The following is a 16,875-nucleotide window of genomic DNA, read 5'->3' on the forward strand; positions in this document are numbered from 1 at the left end:
CCGGAACTGACGGTTTCATAGGTATCGAGTGCCAACACGTGTACGTGCACTCGAGCGACCGGGATCGAATCGTCCTCGCGACGGTCGTCTTCGCCGTGCTCTTCTCCCAGCTACTGCTCTACCCGGGCATCGCGGACCTCGTCGAGGCTCTCGGCGCCGGGGCAACCACCTCGCCGCTGACGTCGACCACCCTCGACGCCAGTATGTGGTTCCTCGTCGCGGAGTTCGCCGCCTACGTCGTCTTCGTCGGATTCTGGGGAATCGCCAGCGACGCGACCGGCAAGCGGACGCCGTTCATCGTCGCGAGCGCGCTCGGCGGGAGCGCGGGCTACGCTGCCCTCGCACTCATCGGCGCGTTCGCCTCGCTCTCCTTCGGGGCCGTGCTCGTCCTGCGCGCGTTCCAGGGAGCGATGACCGTCGGCGCGCTCTCGCTCACCATGACGATGCTCATGGACCTCGAGGGCGGCCACGGGCGAAACATGGGTGCGGCCGGAATCGCCATCGGTCTCGGCGCCGCGATGGGCGCCCCGGTCGGCGGGCAGCTCACGGCGGTCGACCCCCTCGCCCCGCTCGCGGTCGCGGCCCTCTTGCTCGGCCTGGTCGGCCTCCTCGTGACCCTCGCGACTGACCGTGCACCCAGCACGCGCCGGCGAGCGAGCGCCATCCTGGAGGGCGTCCGACGGCGGCCGACGCTGTCGATCCCCTACGCGTTCGGCTTCATCGACCGGCTGACGGCGGGCTTTTTCGCCCTCGTCGGGACGCTGTACTTTCAGGCGACCTTCGAGGTGGACGCGGCCACGACCGGCCTCTTGCTCGCGTGCTTTTTCGCGCCGTTCGCCCTCCTGCAGTACCCCATGGGCGCGCTCTCGGATCGAATCGGTCGAACAATCCCCATCGTCGTCGGGTCGCTCTGTTACGGTGTCGGCATTCTGGCGGTCGGCGCCGCTCCAACGGTAACCCTCGCCGCCGCGATGATGGTCGTCGTCGGCGTCCTGGGGGCGCTCATCTCGCCGGCGACGATGGCCCTCGTCACCGACCTCGCGGCCGACGGCGAGCGCGGACTGGCGATGGCCGGGTTCAACCTGGCCGGCAGCCTCGGTTTTCTCGGTGGTTTCCTCATCGGAGGCACGGTCGCCAGCCAGTACGGCTACAGTCTGGCGTTCCTCGTCGTCGGCGGCCTCGAGATCGCGATCGCGATCGTCGCCGCCCCGGCGTTCGTGCGCCTCTCGCTCGGCCAGGGATCGTTGTCGCTTCGCGGTCGAGACGTCTAGTCGGACGGAACCCTCACTGACGGAGCGAATTCTCATCGTATTAGTGACGAATAACGCCGGGATCGGGCTGTTTTCGGGGCTTCAGCCATCGAGAGTCGTCCGTTCGACGTGTCGGTTCGTAACAAAAAACCGGCAGTTGCAGGTCATCGTTATATCCATCCGTTTGATGAACCGGTGATTATGGGATCAAAACAACCCTACTCACGACGACGAATACTCGGTATTTCAGGCGTTGCGCTTTCGGCCGTCCTCGCCGGCTGTGGCGGACCGAGCGATGAGGAGGGTGCGCCGGAGAACGAGACCGGTATTGGCGACGACAACGAAACCGACACCGGCGTCGGCGACGACGAGGAAGACGACGAAACCGATGTCGGCGACGACGAAGAAGAAGACAACGAAACCGATGTCGGTGACGACGAAGAAGAAGACAACGAAACCGATGTCGGTGACGACGAAGAAGAGGACAACGAAACTGACGTTGGTGACGACAACGAAACCGACGTCGGCGACGACAACGAAACCGAAGACGAATAATTCGTCGCGCACCGATCGTTTTTGCCGACCAGTTGGAGCACCGCTCGAGGGGACAGACTGACGAAACGCCGAGCCACGAGGCTCCTGCTCGCTGCCGCTCCCCGTGGACGAAGTCGATCGCCCCCGACTCCACTTAGCTGTCACGTGAGATAGTAACACACCCACTCGACCCATTGTCGAATGTTATCATACACCCCCGAATTATCCGCCTATGGCCCTCGAGAAGAGTGAATAGCAACATAGATATACGGTCGACCCATTTTGAGGATAATGACTGATACGAGAGATATCGTGCTCTTTCTCGGACTTGCACTCGTCTGGGGCACCTCGTTCGCGGCGATCGAGGTTGGCCTGGCGACCGTGCCTCCGATCCTCTTCGCCGCGCTCCGGTTCGACGTCGCGGCACTCCTCTTCGTCGCCGCCGTCGCCCTCACTGGCGCGTCCTGGTGGCCAAGCGTTCGAGCCGACTGGCTCCTGATCGCGATCGGCGGTGGCCTCCTCGTCGGCGCTCACTTCGCGCTGCTCTTTCTCGGCCAGTCGATGGTCTCGAGCAGCGTCGCGGCGGTCGTCCTCAGCCTGACGCCCATCGTGACGCCGCCGCTGGCGCTCGCTTTGCTCCCCCGTGAGCGGATTCGCCCACAGGCCGTCGTCGGGTTGTTGCTGGGGCTGGTCGGCGTCAGCACGATTGCCCTCGAGGGTGGTTCGTTCGGCGGCCAGGCCCTCGGCGTCGGCCTGCTGTTCGTCTCGGCGGTCGTCTTCGCCCTGGGCTCTGTGCTCACCGAACGCACCCGGGGAACGCTGCCGATCGTCTCCCAGCAGGCCTGGGCGATGGGACTCGGAGCGGTCGTCCTGCACACCCTCAGCGGCCTCCACCCCGCCGAAACCCTGGTCGGCCTCGAGATGACGACCGACGCGGTGTTCGCCCTGGCGTACCTCGCCGTCGTCGCCACCGGCGGCGGGTTCTTCGTCTACTTCGTCCTCCTCGAGCGCATCGGGGCGACGGAACTCAGTCTCGTCAACTACGCCGTGCCGGTCGTCGCGGCGGTCGTTGGCTGGGCGGCACTGGGCGAGTCGCTCACCGCCGGGACGGTCGCGGGGTTCACGCTGATCATCGTCGGATTCGCGCTATGTAAACTCGGTGCCCTCTGGCAGACGGCCGCGCCCGCGATCGGCTACGGACCCTACCGTCCGAGCGACATCGACGGCGTCGTCGTCGGCGGGAACGTCTACCTCGTGGACGAGGACCGAGACCAGGACCGGACCCCCGAATCGACGCAGTCGGCTCGAGGCGACGCCGTCGCTGCGGACTAACGATCGACACGCGCCTCGATGTCCCTTCTCGCGACTGCCGCACCTGTGTCCCTTCTCGCGACTGCCGCACCTGGTTGGTCACCCATTGTGGAATTGTGCCATTCACAAGGACCATAGCCTCACGTGACCCAGTACCGCCTATCAGGTGAGTCCCGTGACCGAGAAACGCGAATACAGAGACGACTACCCCGACAAGACGCTGTACATTCCGGGTCCGACCGAAGTGCGCGAGGACGTCATCGAGGCGATGTGCGAACCGATGTTCGGCCACCGGATGGACCGCATGACCGACCTCTACACGACCATCGTCGAGGACACGAAGGCGTTCCTCGGCACCGATAACGACGTGATCGTCCTCACGGGGTCGGGAACCGAGTTCATGGAGAGTTCGATTCTGAACCTCGTCGACGAACACGCCCTCGTCACGACCTGCGGCAGTTTCAGCGAGCGACAGGCCAACGTCGCCGAACGCCTCGGTAAGACCGTCGACACCCTCGAGTACGAGTGGGGCCAGGCGGTGAAACCCGAGGACGTCCGCGAGCGCCTCGAGGAGAGCGACACCGACTACGACGTCGTCACCTGCGTGATGAACGAGAGTTCGACCGGCGTCCGCAATCCCGTCGAGGAGATTGGCGACGTCGTCGCCGAGTACCCGGATACCTCCTTCGTCGTCGACGCCGTCTCCGCACTGGGGGGTGATTACGTCGACATCGACGCCCACGGCATCGACGTCATCTTCACCTCGGTCCAGAAGGCGTTCGCCATGCCGCCCGGGCTCGCCGTGTGCGTCGTCAGCGAGGACGCCTACGAGCGCGAGCTCGAGAGTGAGTCCGCCTCGTGGTACGGCGGCTTCCAGCGCACCATCGACTACTACGACCGGAAGGGGCAAACTCACTCCACACCGGCTATCCCGGTCATGCTCGCGTACCGAATACAGATGAAGCACATGCTCGAGGAGGGCCACGACGCCCGTGACCGACGTCACCGGGAGATGGCCAAGTACACCCAGGAGTGGGCCCGCGAGCACTTCGACATGTTTCCCGAAGAGGGCTACGAATCACAGACGGTGAGCTGTATCGAGAACACGCGTGGGATCGACGTCGCCGGCACCATCGAGGCCGTCTCCGAGGAGTACGACATGGTCTTCTCGAACGGCTACGGCTCGGCACTGGGCGAGAAGACGTTCCGCATCGGCCACATGGGCGAACACGACCTCGAGTCCATCGAAGCGCTGACCGACGCCATCGAGGATGTCGCCGGGTTGTGAGGCGACCCTCGTAGCGTTTTCACCGCGAATGAACGGAAGTGAGTGAGCGGACCGACGAACGACCGAAGCGCGGCGCGAAGTGCCGCGCTCCGAGGGAGTGAGGAGTGTTTTTGATCCAGCTTTTGCCGAGTGACGGCGAACCGGGCGGTAGCGAAGCTACCGACGGTGAGCCAGAACGCAGCGCAAAAGGTGGGTCTACGTGGGCGAACACGACCTCGAGTCGATCGAAGCCCTGACCGACGCGATTGAGGACGTCGCCGGGTTGTAACAGGCGAGGTTCGCAGCCGTCGTCTCGGTCGTCGCAACCAACCTACTGGGTGTAGGAACTCTCGCCGACGGTCTCGACGTACTCGCCGCGACCAGTCGACATCGAGTCGTCGAACTCGGTGACGTGGACCCGGACGCGCTTTTCTACGTGCCCGGGGCTCACTCCCTCGACGTACAACACGGTGTCACCGATACGGGCGATACCGACGTCGTCAGCGTCGAACTCCGAGAGGAAGACGTCCACCTCGGTTCCCGGGGTGAGCGTCGGCCTGGTCGTCCGGAAGTGCCACCCGCTGAGGAACTTCTCCAGGACGCTCATACGCGGGCCACCTCCTCCGATTCGCGGTCGATAACGTACTCACGGCCGAAGCCGGTGATTGCCGCGAGGACAAACACCGCCACCAGCAGCCAGCCGTGGAAGACGAACGGGACGACGTCAATCGGATTGACGATCAGCGACTCGTCGAACCAGTCGTACGTCCCCGGCAGCCCCTGCATCTCGGAGTAGCCTACCAGGACCCCGCCGGACCACGGGAAGATGTAACCCAGCGCGGCCGTCTGGGCGTCCAGGATGTTCGCGCGCCGGTAGCCGTTGATGTTGAAGCGCTCGCCGACCTTCGAGATGTAGGGACCGATCGCGACCTCGGCGGCGGTGTTGATCGTGATCGTCGCGTTGATCAACGCGGCGGATCCGACCATCGTCAGTTCGGCGTTGCGGACGTTCGTCGCGAGCGTGTCGAGCGACCAGTCGAGTATCGCCTGGAACGCACCGCCACGGATCATGATCTGGGCAGCGCCGATGATGAACAGCACGAGGATCGACAGCGTGAAGAAGCCGGCGGCGCCCTCGACGAGGCTGCCGGTCACGGCGGGATCCTCGGCGATCTCGACGATCGGCAACACCGCGAGTTGGTCCGCTGCCGGTGCGTCAGCGGGTGCCTCGAAGTTGACGATGGCGCTCGGCGCCGTGAGGCCAAACAGGAGATTCGAAGCCACAGCGAAGACGATCCCCCAGGAGATGGCCTCGACGATGTGTCGCCCGGCGACCGCCGTCGCGATGACCACGCCCATCGAGAGCAGGTGAACGAGCCCGATTGGAGTGCTCTCCTCGACGAAGAGCTGTCTGGCCTCGGCCCCGTTGGTGATCTCGGCACCGGGGAGCACGGAGCTCGCAACGACGTATCCGACGAACGCGAGCACCGCGGCGATGATCGCGTACTTGAATCGGGACGCGACGACGCCGCCGATGTCAGCGTCCTGCGTGACGGCGCTGACGATCGTCGTGTCGCTGACCGGCGCGAGGTTGTCGCCGAAAATCGCGCCCGACAAAATCGCACCGAACAGCAACACCGGGTTCGTGCCCAGAAGCACGCCGGCCGGGAAAAACAGGGCGACGAAGGCGATCGTCGTCCCGTAACCCGTCCCGATGCCGGTCGCGAGGAGCGCCGCCAGCACGAACGTGATCGCCGGGAACAGCGCCGCGCCAACGCCGGTGAGGTCGGCCATCCAGACCAGCCCCTCGACGAACCCGCCGGTCTGCATCGTCTGAGCGAACATCCCTGCCCAGATCCAGGCGACGATCGCCGTCACCGCGACCGGCTGGGTCATCCCCTCGAAGATGGTGTTCGCGTACCCCTTCCAGGAGCCCTTCACGAAGAACATCCCGAGAATGAGTCCCAGGAGGATCCCGAGCACGAGGCCCTCTTCGCTCGAGATGCGCAACAATGCGGTCTGAACGATCGCCCAGAGGACGAAGAACGCGATTGGCAACGCACTCATTCCTCGACCGCCGTAGAACGTGATCGCCGGTTCCTCGTCGGTCGGATCGACGAACTGTTCGCTGGCTATATCCTCGTCGTCTGGTGGGTCGTCCCTGCGTGACATTTCATCACCGCGCGTACGTTGTTACCAATGTACAATATAATTCACGGAGTCGTCAGTCGGTTTTGCTGGTACGGCTACACGAATCGTGAGTAACGTCTCCTGAATTCACAGCGGGACCTTCGCAACGGTGGGTTCGCATCACTTGGACGAACGCGGCCTCGAGTCGCTCTGAACATTGTAACTGCCTCGATCGCCGGATGAAACGGAGTTGCCGACCGAATTTCGGTCAGCCCTGCACGTGTGCTGTAGTGGCCGGGAGCACGACTCGAGCAACGCGAGAGACGTGCGACTTGGGAGAAGGCAGGCGATTCCCTGAATTGAACCGCGAGCGAATTCGTAGGCGAGCGGGCCAACGACTGACGTGGAGTGACGCAGCGCGTTATGGAACGGAAAGAGGAGGCGTCACGGAACGGAAAGAGGAGGCGTCACGGAACGGAAAGAGGAGTGTTCTCGCGAGCAACGCGAGTGAGAACTCGGAAGTCACAGTCCGTGAGCGGAGTGAACGGAACCGTTTTCCGTATTTTTTGGTCGAGCTTTTGCCGAGTGTCAACGCGACGTGGAGCGCCACTGGCGCTCCCGTCGCGATACGAACGCAGCGCAAAAGGTCGTTTTATTGGATGTGGCCTTCCCGCCTGAGCTGGTCGGCGTCGGCCTTCTCGTAGCGCCAGGTGATGTCGGCCTTCTCGTCCTGCCAGTCCCAGGGGGAAACGAGGACGACGTCGTCCTCACGGATCCAGATCCGCTTTTGCATCTTCCCCGGAATGCGGGCCGTACGCTCCTCGCCGTCGGCACACCGCACTTTCACGCGGTTCGCCCCGAGCATGTTCGTGACGGTCGCAAAGACCTCGTCGTCGTCGGGCATTCGGAGGTTCTTGCGCCCACCCTCGTCGTCGCTCATATGCCGGCGTTTGATCCCGGTACGGTTAAGGGTTTATCGTTTCTCACCGCTGCTCGGCCCGTACCGCGGTTCTGACGACTCGAGCCAGGCCCATCGTGATCGCGACCGAGCCGACGAGTGCGAGTCCCGAAAAGAGGACGAAGCCGAGTGCTCGGGCCCCCAGCGCCGTGTACTCGAGGAAAGGGGCGGTGAAGCGGTAGCCGAAGACGAGCACGATCACGCCGATGGCGATTCGGATGGCGGCTTGCCAGTACGCGCCGTACTCTTCGGGTGAGACCTCCATGTTTGTGTCTGTCCCTTTGGCTCGAAGTGGCGCTCGCGGGTGATAACTTCCGGTGGTCGTCGACGCGCGTCACTGTGTCGTGGGTCCGGGCTCGCTCGAGTCTCGTGACTCTCCCGACGCACTCGACTCTCCTGGTAAACCCGACGAACCCGACGAACCCGACGAATCCGTATCGAGTCCGTCCCGAAGCTGTCTCGCCACGCGAGCCCCCACCAGCTGGTCGATCCGTCGGGCCTCGAGAATCTCTCGGGTCCGCTGAGCGGCCTCCGCGTCGATAGCGAACTCGAGGGACGTAGTCGGGTAGTCGACGCCCGTAAGGACCAGCGACTCCGGCGCCGCGGGGGCGATACCCTCGTGGCCGGGAAGCGGTTCGGAGGCGAGCACACGGTCGATTTTCTCGAGGGATTCCTCGCCGGCCCCGACCGCGCGAGCGAGCGAGACGAGTCTGCGGACGAGTTCGCGTGCGAATCCGGACGCGCTGACGATGATCTCGAGGAACGACCCGTCTCGCCGGGCCTCAAGCGTCGGCGACCGGCGGGTCCCCTCCTCGTCTGGCGTGAGGTTGTGGAAGTCGTGGGTTCCGGAGAGGGCCTCGAGGGCGGCGTGAAAGCGGTCGTCGTCGACGGTTTCAGTCGTTGCATCGGAACCGGAGCCTGTACCGAAACCCGCACGAGGTGCGTACAGATGGTAGGTGTACACCCGGCGCGTGGCGTGATGAGTGGCGTGGAAATCCGCCGGCGCGTCCGCGCTGGCCCAGGCACGCACGTCGGCCGGAAGCGCCGAGTTCAACGCTCGCGGGGTGAGCCAATCGGGCGCCTCGAACGCGATCGTCTGGGCGAGTGCCGAAACGCCAGCGTCCGTCCGCCCGGCCGCCGCGTACCCGGCGGGTTTGGGGTCGTCGCCGATTACCTCGAGATTCCGGAGCGCGTCGAAGATGGCGTCCTCGACGGTTGGGACGTCGGGCTGGCGCTGGAAGCCGTAGTAGCCGGTCCCGTCGTAGGCGATCCGGTAGGCGCGCATCGATTCTCGAGCGTCGAGACGGCCCTGTGGGGGTTAGGCCCGTCGGTTCCAGTTTCAGTTTCAGTTTCAGTTTCAGTTTCAGTTTTAGTTCCAGTTTCAGTTCCAGTTCCGGATCCGGTTCTAGCGCCCAGCACCGAATCGGACGCTCGAGCACCGGGTTTCGCGGCTACTTCCAGTCGCCTGTGTTCTCGCCGTGAATTTCGCCCTTCGCCTTCCGCCTGCCCGGCCACACCGCGAGCACCGCGACTGCGAGGTAAAACGTCCCGAGAATCCCGGCGACGACGAAGCCGTGGATGCCGGACAGTTCGGCCGCCTCGGTCCACTGTGTCTCCGGCGTGAAGAGGGACACTTTCGCGATCCAGGCGAGTCCGACGATGACGAACAGTAGCCCGTAGATGCGTCGTATGCGACGAGAGAGTGCCTCGAGGAGCGAGACTTTGAACGTCGGTTCGCGCAGGTCGGTGCCCAGTTCCTCGCGCCAGCGCGGATGCTCGACGCCGACCGGCTGTAAGGCGTTCGCGAAGACGTTCTCCTGGACGAACCGGACTCGAGCCCGGTACATGTCGTAGAAGCGGTAGCGTCGGACTTCGTAAGAGAGGAAGATACAGAGGACGACGAGACCGATCAACAGCAGGTAGGCGGGCATCTCGCGGCTCGAGAACACCAGCGACAGCAGCGCCGCGATGACCGTGATCGCCCAGTTGGTTGTCTGATCGATCCGGTCTTGTGCGTTGTTGGCCTGGCTGACCTCGCCCCGGTAGTAGTGCGGTAAGAGCGCGAGGAGTGAGTCGCCCTCGTCGGCGACATCGGCGGCGATATCCTGGTCCTCGCGGTCGAGCGGGGAGTTCCCACGATCGGCGCGATCACTGCCTCTCATGGACGTCGTTCGGTCCCCAGACGGGTAACGGGCTACTGGCCGTCGATCTGACTATCACGTTCGACGAACGCTCACCCGGTGGCACCTATTTACGCAGGGTTGGTGGACGATGCGTATGGACGAGGACCTCCTGACCGTGACCGACGAGAGATCGCCGACCGCTGCCGCGGGAACGCTGCGAGCGATCGCCGACCAGCTCGAGCGCGGTGACCAACTACGACTCGACGGAAACGACCGTCGAGTGACCGTTTCGTTTCCCAACGCGGTCGATTTCGAAGTGGAACTGGAACTCGAGGGAGTAGATGGAAGCGAGAGCGGAAGTGAGGCTGAGGGCGAGGGCGAGGGCGAGGACGAGACCGAGAACGAGAACGAAACTGAGAACGAGACCGAGACCGAGACCGAGACCGAAACCGAGACCGAGACCGAGACCGAGACCGAAACCGAGAACGAAACCGAGAACGAGAACGAAGACGGCAAAGAACAACTCAGGATCGAACTCGAGATCGAACTCGGGTGGCCGGTGACCGACGCGGACGCTGTCGAGGTCGTATCGACGGCCGAGTCTGGCGAGGAGGTAGAACCGACGGGCGAGACGGAACGGGTCGACGCCGAGCGCCCCCACGAAGCGGTTACCGTCACCTCACCACCCGAATCGCTCGCCGAGTTCCGGCTGTTCGAGGATCGGGCAGGTGAGTGGCGCTGGCACCTCCGTCACCATAACGGGAACATCATCGCGGACAGCGGCGAGGGATACACGACGAAGCAGAACGCCCGCAACGGCATTCGAAGCGTCGTACGGAACGCGCCGGGCGCGAGTGTCCTCGAGGGACGCCCCGAGTAGCGATGGCGTCGAGGGATACCTCGAGTAACCGCGACGTCGAGAGATGGACCGAGAATCGCAACCCGGGCGCTCGAGAACCTGCATACGCTGGCCCGATGACCTTCCCCGTCTGCGGCGCATGAATCCTATGGTAACGGGCGACTCTAACGAGCGTGATGTACAAACCCATCGAAACGCGCGGAACGTCGTTCTCGTCGTGCTCGACACGGCGCGAAAAACGAGCGTCTCGCGGGAGACGATGCCGACGCTCACCCAGCTCGCCGAAGCGGGGACGACGTTCGAACGCGCGTTCGCGACGGCCCCCTGGACGCTCCCATCGCACGCGTCTCTGTTTACCGGCACCTACACCAGCGAACACGGCGCCCACGGCGGCTACACCTACCTCGACTCGAATCTCCGGACCCTCCCGGAGGCCTTTCGAGACGCCGGCTACGAGACCGTCGGCGTCTCGAACAACACCTGGATCACCGACGAGTTCGGCTTCGACCGGGGATTCGACGACCTCCGTCGCGGCTGGCAGTACATCCAGTCCGATGTCGACATGGGGACGGTCGTTCGCGGCGAGGACCTCCGCGAGAAACTCGAGGCGACGCGAGACCGCCTCTTCGAGGGAAACCCGCTGATCAACGCCGCCAACGTCCTCTACAGTGAAGTCCTCCAGCCGAACGGCGACGACGGCGCCGACCGGTCGACGGCGTGGGTCGCCGACTGGCTCCACTCGCGAGAGGACGAACGCCCGTTCTTCCTGTTCTGTAACTACATCGAGCCCCACATCGCATACGATCCCCCCCGAGCGTTCGCCGAGCGATTCCTGCCCGACGGCTGGGACTACGAGGCTGCGACGAACATCCGCCAGGACCCCCGGGCCTACGATTGCGAGGACTACGACATCTCCGAGTCGGCGTTCGCCGCTCTCCACGGCCTCTACCGCGCCGAACTCGCCTACGTCGACAGTCAGCTCGAACGCCTCCAGGACGCGCTCCAGTCGGCGGGCGTCTGGGAGGAGACGCTGCTGGTCGTCTGTGGCGACCACGGCGAGAACGTCGGCGACCACGGCTTCTTCGGCCACCAGTACAACCTCTACGACACCCTGATCCACGTCCCGCTGGTCGTTCACGGCGGGGCGTTTACCGACGGCGGGCGACGGACGGACTTCGTCCAGTTGCTCGACCTGCCCGAAACGATGCTCGAGGCGACTGGCGTGTCGGATCCGGACTTCGAGGCCCAGAGTCGGGGGCGTTCGTTCCATCCCGACGCGGTCACCGAGACGAGGGACGCGGTGTTCGCCGAGTACGTCGCCCCTCAGCCGTCGATCGAACGCCTCGAGGCCCGATTCGGATCGCTCCCGGAGCAGGTCTACACCTACGACCGTCGGCTACGAGCGATCCGCACGGATCAGTACAAGTACGTCCGCGGCGACGACGGATTCGAGCGTCTCCACGCCATCTCGAGCGACCCGACCGAGGCGGACGACCTGTCCGGCCGGCAACGCGACTGCGCCGAGACGCTTCGTGAGCGACTCGAGGCACATTTCGAGGGCGTCGATACCGTCGAACGTCCCGCAGAGGGAGCCACCCCGGAGATGACCGACTCGACGAAGGATCGGCTCGCCGACCTCGGGTATCTTTAGACGGGCGTTTCACTTTCGAAACGAAGAAATAGAGGGTTACTCGGCGCTGTAAAGCGGGCTCGGCGCGGATCAGCGAATCGAGCGAGCGATCGAACGCCGTTCGGCGTTCGAGGACACGTCAACGAGGGAAACGGTCAGCCAGGGTGGGTATCTGATCCGGTCGAACTGGCTGGTATATCGGGTTGAAGCGTGAATTTCAGGGTTTAACGCATCGATAATGAAGGGCGCCCCGCGTGTTGGCATCCGTATGAAGCAACTCCGAATCAACCCCTGTCCAGATTCAGTGGATGTGGACGGCCGGAAACAACAACCAATGGGGAGGCGGTGAGAGGATGACAGGACGACACAATCGATTGAATGGGGCATCGACAACGGACCGAGTGACCGACGACTCGGGCCTCGACGTACTACTAATCGGTATCGACGCTGGCTGTCTACCGGTCTTCGAACGGCTTTACGAGGAGGGGCACATTCCGAACCTCGAGCGACTCTGTACCGAGCCCGGGAACGTCTCGGCCCCACTCGAATCACAGATTCCGCCGTGGACGCCGAGCGCGTGGCCGTCGGTTTTTACCGGGGTCAATCCTGGCAAACACGGCGTCGTCGGCTTCGTCGGCTACGACGGCTACGACTGGCACGTCTCCAGCAACGACGACGTCCACGAACGCTCCCTCTGGTCGCTCCTGGACCACCACGATCGTTCGAGCGTCGTCGTGAACGTACCAGTGACACACCCGCCAGACGAATTCGATGGCGCGATCATCCCCGGGTTCATCGGCCCGGAGGATCCGCAGTGTCACCCCGAGGGGACGCTCGAGGAGGTTCGAGAGGCCATCGGCGAGTACCGCGTCTATCCAGGCTACACTCGGGGCGACGAATCGATCTCCGACCACGAGAAGATGGCCGAGTATCAGCGCCTCATTCGTATGCGCGGGGAAGCGTTCCGCTATCTCGTCGGTAAGCACGAGCCGGACTTCGGGTTCGTGCAGTTCCAGAAGACCGACACCGTCTTTCACGAGTTCGCGGGCGACCCCGACAAGGTCGAGACGGTGTACGAGGCGACGGACGACCAGATCGGAAAGATCCTGGAGGAGTGTGATCCAGACACCGTCTTCGTCGTGAGCGATCACGGCATGGGGCCGTACGAGGGTTACGAGTTCCGGGTCAACGAGTTCCTCGAGGAGGCAGGATACCTCGAGGCGACGACCAGCGGGAAGGGGATGCCCTCGTGGCAACCCATGCGCCACCAGCTTCGAGAGGGGAAAGATTGTGACAGCTGGGAGCCGACGGTGACCGAACGAGCGGCCGCCGTCGCCGCGAAGTTCGGTATTACCGCCAGACGGGCTCGAATTGCCCTCGAGCGGGTCGGTCTCGCTGACCACGTCATCAAGTACGTCCCTCAAAACGTCTCCCGGACGGCCAATCGGCAGGTCGATTTCGCTGCCTCGCAGGCGTACGTTAGGGCCCGGACTGAACTCGGCGTTCGCATCAACCTCGAAGGACGAGAGCCAAACGGTATCGTCCCACCGTCAAAGTACGACGCCCTCCGCGAATCCTTGATGGCTGATCTTCGGGCCGTCGAGACGCCCGACGGGGAGCCGGTCTTCGAGACGGTCGCCCCCCGTGAGGAGTACTTCCACGGCCCGTACGAGGAACACGCCGTCGACATCGTGACGATTCCCGCCGACTTCGATCACGCGCTCTCGGAAGAGCTGTGTGGCGAGCAGTTCGGTCCCGTCGAACCGTGGAACCACAAGCTCGACGGGGTCTTCGCCGCGAGCGGGAGAGGAATCGACGAGAAGGCGGCGATCGGCCACCCCACCATTTACGACGTGGCACCGACTGTGTTAGCCGCACTGGGCGTGCCCCACAGCGATCGAATGGACGGGGGTGTACTTCCAATCGTCGACTCCTTCGGGACCGAAGCATATCCGGCCGCCGGCGAGTCGACGACAGCGACTCGAGACGCCGCAGACGAGACGGTAACCGCTCGACTCGCCGACCTGGGCTACATGAATTGATCGTCCCACTGTGTGAAACAGTCAGTCGATCTTATCTTACTCATAAGTATTGCCCTGCCCGCCACTAGTTCAGCTATACTGGCACCATGGGCTTCGTTGCACACGTCTCACTGTCACATCCTGATCTCGTACTCGCGCCGACGATCCGGGCACATTCGAACGTAACGATGCGATTCGAGTATGGTGTCGTCACCGACAGCCGCGAACGCTGTTTCGTCTCGATATTCAGCGACGAATTCGACCACATCGAGCAGACGATGGCGAACGATCGCACAATTTCGAGCCCGACACGCGTCGCGACGTTCAGTGGACGATCCATCTATCAGATGACCGTCGAAACCGGGCTCGAGATCGTCCCCTACCGGTGTTCGGTGAGAGGTATTTTCGTCTTCGAGACAATCAGCAACGACAACGGGTGGGACGTTCGCGTCCACATACCGGACCGGGAGACGCTGTCTGCGTTCCGCGAGTACTGCCGGTCGCGATCGATCTCCTTTCGGGTCAATCGGCTGTCCGAGTCGACGGCAGACGACGATGGCGACACATACTTTCTCACGGAACGCCAGCACGAAATTCTCTCGAAGGCCTACTATTCGGGTTACTTCGAGATTCCGCGCCGCGCGTCGCAGGACGACCTGGCGAACCAGCTCGGGATCTCGACGTCGGCGGTATCACAACGGATCCGCCGTGCCGTTGGCGAACTCATCGAATCGACCCTCGAGAACAGCCGAACGCCCGACCGATAACGGCGTGAAAGTGGGCGGGATTGAATGGGATGCTCGCAGTGAGACTGTTGCTGAGAAGATTACCTCGAGCACTCGGTCCGAATGACTCACAGCGACATCGGTTCGTGTTTTCAGTAGTTTGGGCGCTTGAAGAGGGGTTTTAGCAAATGTTGTGCTATATGGAACAGTCGTAATTTAGAATTTCCACGCTTAGCAGACCGATAATCCAGGCTGACTTAAAAGCTGTCTATTCGAATCCATAGATATTGGCCCGGAACGTTACTCTTACCAAAGTGAATATCAATGGCGAAACGAAGCGGTACGCAGTATTCACCCACTCAGGGTTCTTTCGACTCTTCCGAAGCGGAAGTACAGGCAGAGGACGAGCGTCGTTCTTCAACCGCCGGTGGTCGGTCACGGCGAGGGTTTATCGGTGGCGTTGCCGCTGCCGGCGTCTCGCTCGCCGCGTTCAGTTCGAGCGCGAGCGCCTACCACGGGTACGCCGACGAGTACGACAACGTCGTCAACATCGTCGATGCGGGCGCAGATAACACGGGTTCGAAGTCGATCACCCCCGTTCTCAAGAAAGTCCGGGCTGACGATACGCTCCTCGTCTTCCCCGAGGGACGGTACTACATGGACGAGCAGTTCCGATTCACGGGGTTCGATAACTTCGGTATCGTCGGCAACAACGCGACAATTGTTCCGGCAAACTACTACAACTTCGACGGACCACAGTATCGACTGTTCCGGCTGGGAACGGTCAAAAATCCCGGTCGCAAGGTGCGGGTCGAGGGACTTCGAGTCGATCAGACGGCTCCCGACACCGGTATTCGAGCGATCGAGGCCAACGTCACGACCCGACTCGACGTCGAGGACATCAAGATTTACGGGAAACACGACAGCGGTACCTGGGGTCCCGCCCGGTTCAACGTCGTCGACCCGAACGGCACCGGTCGCGTCGTCGACTTCCACGCAAAAGACGGCGGCGAGTGGACGGACAACACCCCGCACGCGGAGCACAGATCCTCTCGCGGACCGATCGGTATCGTTGCGAACCGAACCGAGGGAGAACTCATGTTCAGGCGGTGTCACCTGTACGACTTCCCCGGGTCGGGCCTGTACGCGATCAACGGGTCGGGGAAGATCATCGTTCACGGCGGCGTCTACAAGAACAGTTCCTCCGCCAGCCTCCGCGTCGGTGGCACGGACAGTATTGTTCGATGGCCTCAGGTGATCGTCGACACGGATTCCGGCCGGAGCACGTCCCAGCGGGGGATCCGCCTCGAGAGCGGCGGCGCCACGGTCAAAGGTGCCGCGATCGACATCTCCGTCGACAAGGAGAACTGCTACGCCATCAGCGTGATGAACTCCTGCAGCGACGCCTGGATCGAGAACGTGAAGATCAATCTGTCCGGCAACGCTGTGCAGCACGGGATCGTTACCTCGGCGGGCTGTGGCGAAGTAGTCATCGTCGACACCGACATCACGCATACCTCCGACGGTGGCTACCCCCTCTGGGCACGAGGCACCGGCAACGACGACCGCCTTCTCTGTGAATACCTCACGATCGACGGTCGGGCCGGCGACAAAAGCGGCTTCCGCGACGCCGTTCGCATCGATCGGGACAACTGCCGACTGAATGCGTGTGAGATCTATCAGCCTGGCAAAAACGGCGCCGCTCGAAACGCGGTCGCCAACTTCGGTCAGGGGCTGACGATTTACAAATCGACGCTCGAGGCCAGCCAGTACCCCATCGTCGAAGTCGGTAACGACACGATGTACCTCGACGTCGACGCCGAGTCGTACAGCGGCCGTCAAGCCGCCTGCCTCTACGACGAGAGCTACGACGTCGCAATCAAGAGTAGCCGAATGAAAAACGGCATCCGTGACTTCGGTTCTAGCGGCCTCGTACTGTATAACAACACCTACTGATACTGGAATCAAACCCGCCGTTTCTCCATCTATTCGAATGACTCCGACGTCACCGACGCTCAAGTCAGAGTCGACGAGCGATTTAACCCCCCGATAATAAACCACGTCGGT

15 protein-coding genes are annotated in these 16,875 nt (G+C 63.0%); 9 read left to right on the forward strand and 6 right to left on the reverse strand.

Annotated features, from left to right (window positions below):
* The first annotated feature begins 44 nt into the window (after window positions 1-44).
* The 4 genes from NGM15_RS11990 to NGM15_RS12005 all read left to right on the forward strand — a co-directional run bounded on the left by NGM15_RS11990 (window position 45) and on the right by NGM15_RS12005 (window position 4,383).
* Window positions 45-1,271: an MFS transporter gene (locus NGM15_RS11990; RefSeq protein WP_253431190.1), complete on the forward strand. Its 1,227-nt coding sequence runs from the start codon at window positions 45-47 to the stop codon at window positions 1,269-1,271.
* 180 nt (window positions 1,272-1,451) lie between these two features.
* Window positions 1,452-1,805: a hypothetical protein gene (locus tag NGM15_RS11995; protein ID WP_253431192.1), complete on the forward strand. Its 354-nt coding sequence runs from the start codon at window positions 1,452-1,454 to the stop codon at window positions 1,803-1,805.
* A gap of 270 nt (window positions 1,806-2,075) precedes the next feature.
* Window positions 2,076-3,116, forward strand: a complete 1,041-nt coding sequence (locus NGM15_RS12000) for a DMT family transporter (protein ID WP_253431194.1) — start codon at window positions 2,076-2,078, stop codon at window positions 3,114-3,116.
* Window positions 3,117-3,270: 154 nt separating this feature from the next.
* Window positions 3,271-4,383 carry a pyridoxal-phosphate-dependent aminotransferase family protein gene (locus NGM15_RS12005; RefSeq protein ID WP_253431197.1) on the forward strand — a complete coding sequence of 371 codons (1,113 nt, stop codon included), beginning with the start codon at window positions 3,271-3,273 and terminating at the stop codon, window positions 4,381-4,383.
* A gap of 310 nt (window positions 4,384-4,693) precedes the next feature.
* Here the strand turns inward: NGM15_RS12005 and NGM15_RS12010 are convergent, their stop codons facing one another.
* From NGM15_RS12010 to NGM15_RS12035, 6 genes are all read right to left on the reverse strand, one after another.
* Complete coding sequence (locus NGM15_RS12010; RefSeq protein WP_253431200.1) at window positions 4,694-4,969, reverse strand: DUF7513 family protein; 276 nt, start codon at window positions 4,967-4,969, stop codon at window positions 4,694-4,696.
* A complete protein-coding gene (locus NGM15_RS12015; RefSeq protein WP_253431203.1) occupies window positions 4,966-6,534 on the reverse strand; it encodes a Na+/H+ antiporter NhaC family protein in 1,569 nt (522 codons plus the stop codon). Before NGM15_RS12015 ends, NGM15_RS12010 begins: the two co-directional genes overlap by 4 nt.
* 610 nt (window positions 6,535-7,144) lie before the next feature.
* Entirely contained in the window at window positions 7,145-7,432 is a 288-nt protein-coding gene (gene eif1A / locus NGM15_RS12020; RefSeq protein WP_253431206.1) for a translation initiation factor eIF-1A, read from the reverse strand.
* 43 nt (window positions 7,433-7,475) lie between these two features.
* Window positions 7,476-7,715 carry a hypothetical protein gene (locus NGM15_RS12025; RefSeq protein WP_253431209.1) on the reverse strand — a complete coding sequence of 80 codons (240 nt, stop codon included), beginning with the start codon at window positions 7,713-7,715 and terminating at the stop codon, window positions 7,476-7,478.
* Window positions 7,716-7,784: 69 nt separating this feature from the next.
* Window positions 7,785-8,735, reverse strand: a complete 951-nt coding sequence (truA, locus tag NGM15_RS12030; RefSeq protein ID WP_253431212.1) for a tRNA pseudouridine(38-40) synthase TruA — start codon at window positions 8,733-8,735, stop codon at window positions 7,785-7,787.
* A 166-nt stretch (window positions 8,736-8,901) separates the two neighbouring features.
* The gene (locus tag NGM15_RS12035; protein ID WP_253431215.1) at window positions 8,902-9,612 is read right to left on the reverse strand and encodes a DUF2270 domain-containing protein; all 711 of its coding nucleotides are present in this window, start codon (window positions 9,610-9,612) and stop codon (window positions 8,902-8,904) included.
* Between the two features lie 115 nt (window positions 9,613-9,727).
* Between NGM15_RS12035 and NGM15_RS12040 the strand changes: the two genes are divergently transcribed.
* The 5 genes from NGM15_RS12040 (at window position 9,728) to NGM15_RS12060 (ending at window position 16,764) form a co-directional block, all read left to right on the forward strand.
* The gene (locus tag NGM15_RS12040; RefSeq protein ID WP_253431218.1) at window positions 9,728-10,453 is read left to right on the forward strand and encodes an HVO_2922 family protein; all 726 of its coding nucleotides are present in this window, start codon (window positions 9,728-9,730) and stop codon (window positions 10,451-10,453) included.
* 127 nt (window positions 10,454-10,580) lie between these two features.
* The gene (locus tag NGM15_RS12045) at window positions 10,581-12,083 is read left to right on the forward strand and encodes a sulfatase (RefSeq protein ID WP_253431221.1); all 1,503 of its coding nucleotides are present in this window, start codon (window positions 10,581-10,583) and stop codon (window positions 12,081-12,083) included.
* Window positions 12,084-12,415: 332 nt separating this feature from the next.
* Window positions 12,416-14,104 carry an alkaline phosphatase family protein gene (locus NGM15_RS12050; protein WP_253431224.1) on the forward strand — a complete coding sequence of 563 codons (1,689 nt, stop codon included), beginning with the start codon at window positions 12,416-12,418 and terminating at the stop codon, window positions 14,102-14,104.
* Window positions 14,105-14,190: 86 nt separating this feature from the next.
* Window positions 14,191-14,850, forward strand: a complete 660-nt coding sequence (locus tag NGM15_RS12055; RefSeq protein WP_253431227.1) for a helix-turn-helix domain-containing protein — start codon at window positions 14,191-14,193, stop codon at window positions 14,848-14,850.
* A 282-nt stretch (window positions 14,851-15,132) separates the two neighbouring features.
* Window positions 15,133-16,764: a right-handed parallel beta-helix repeat-containing protein gene (locus NGM15_RS12060; protein WP_253431230.1), complete on the forward strand. Its 1,632-nt coding sequence runs from the start codon at window positions 15,133-15,135 to the stop codon at window positions 16,762-16,764.
* Window positions 16,765-16,875 lie beyond the last annotated feature (111 nt).

Origin of the sequence: Natronosalvus halobius (assembly GCF_024138145.1) — an archaeon.
In the GTDB taxonomy this organism is placed as follows: Archaea; Halobacteriota; Halobacteria; order Halobacteriales; family Natrialbaceae; genus Natronosalvus; species Natronosalvus halobius.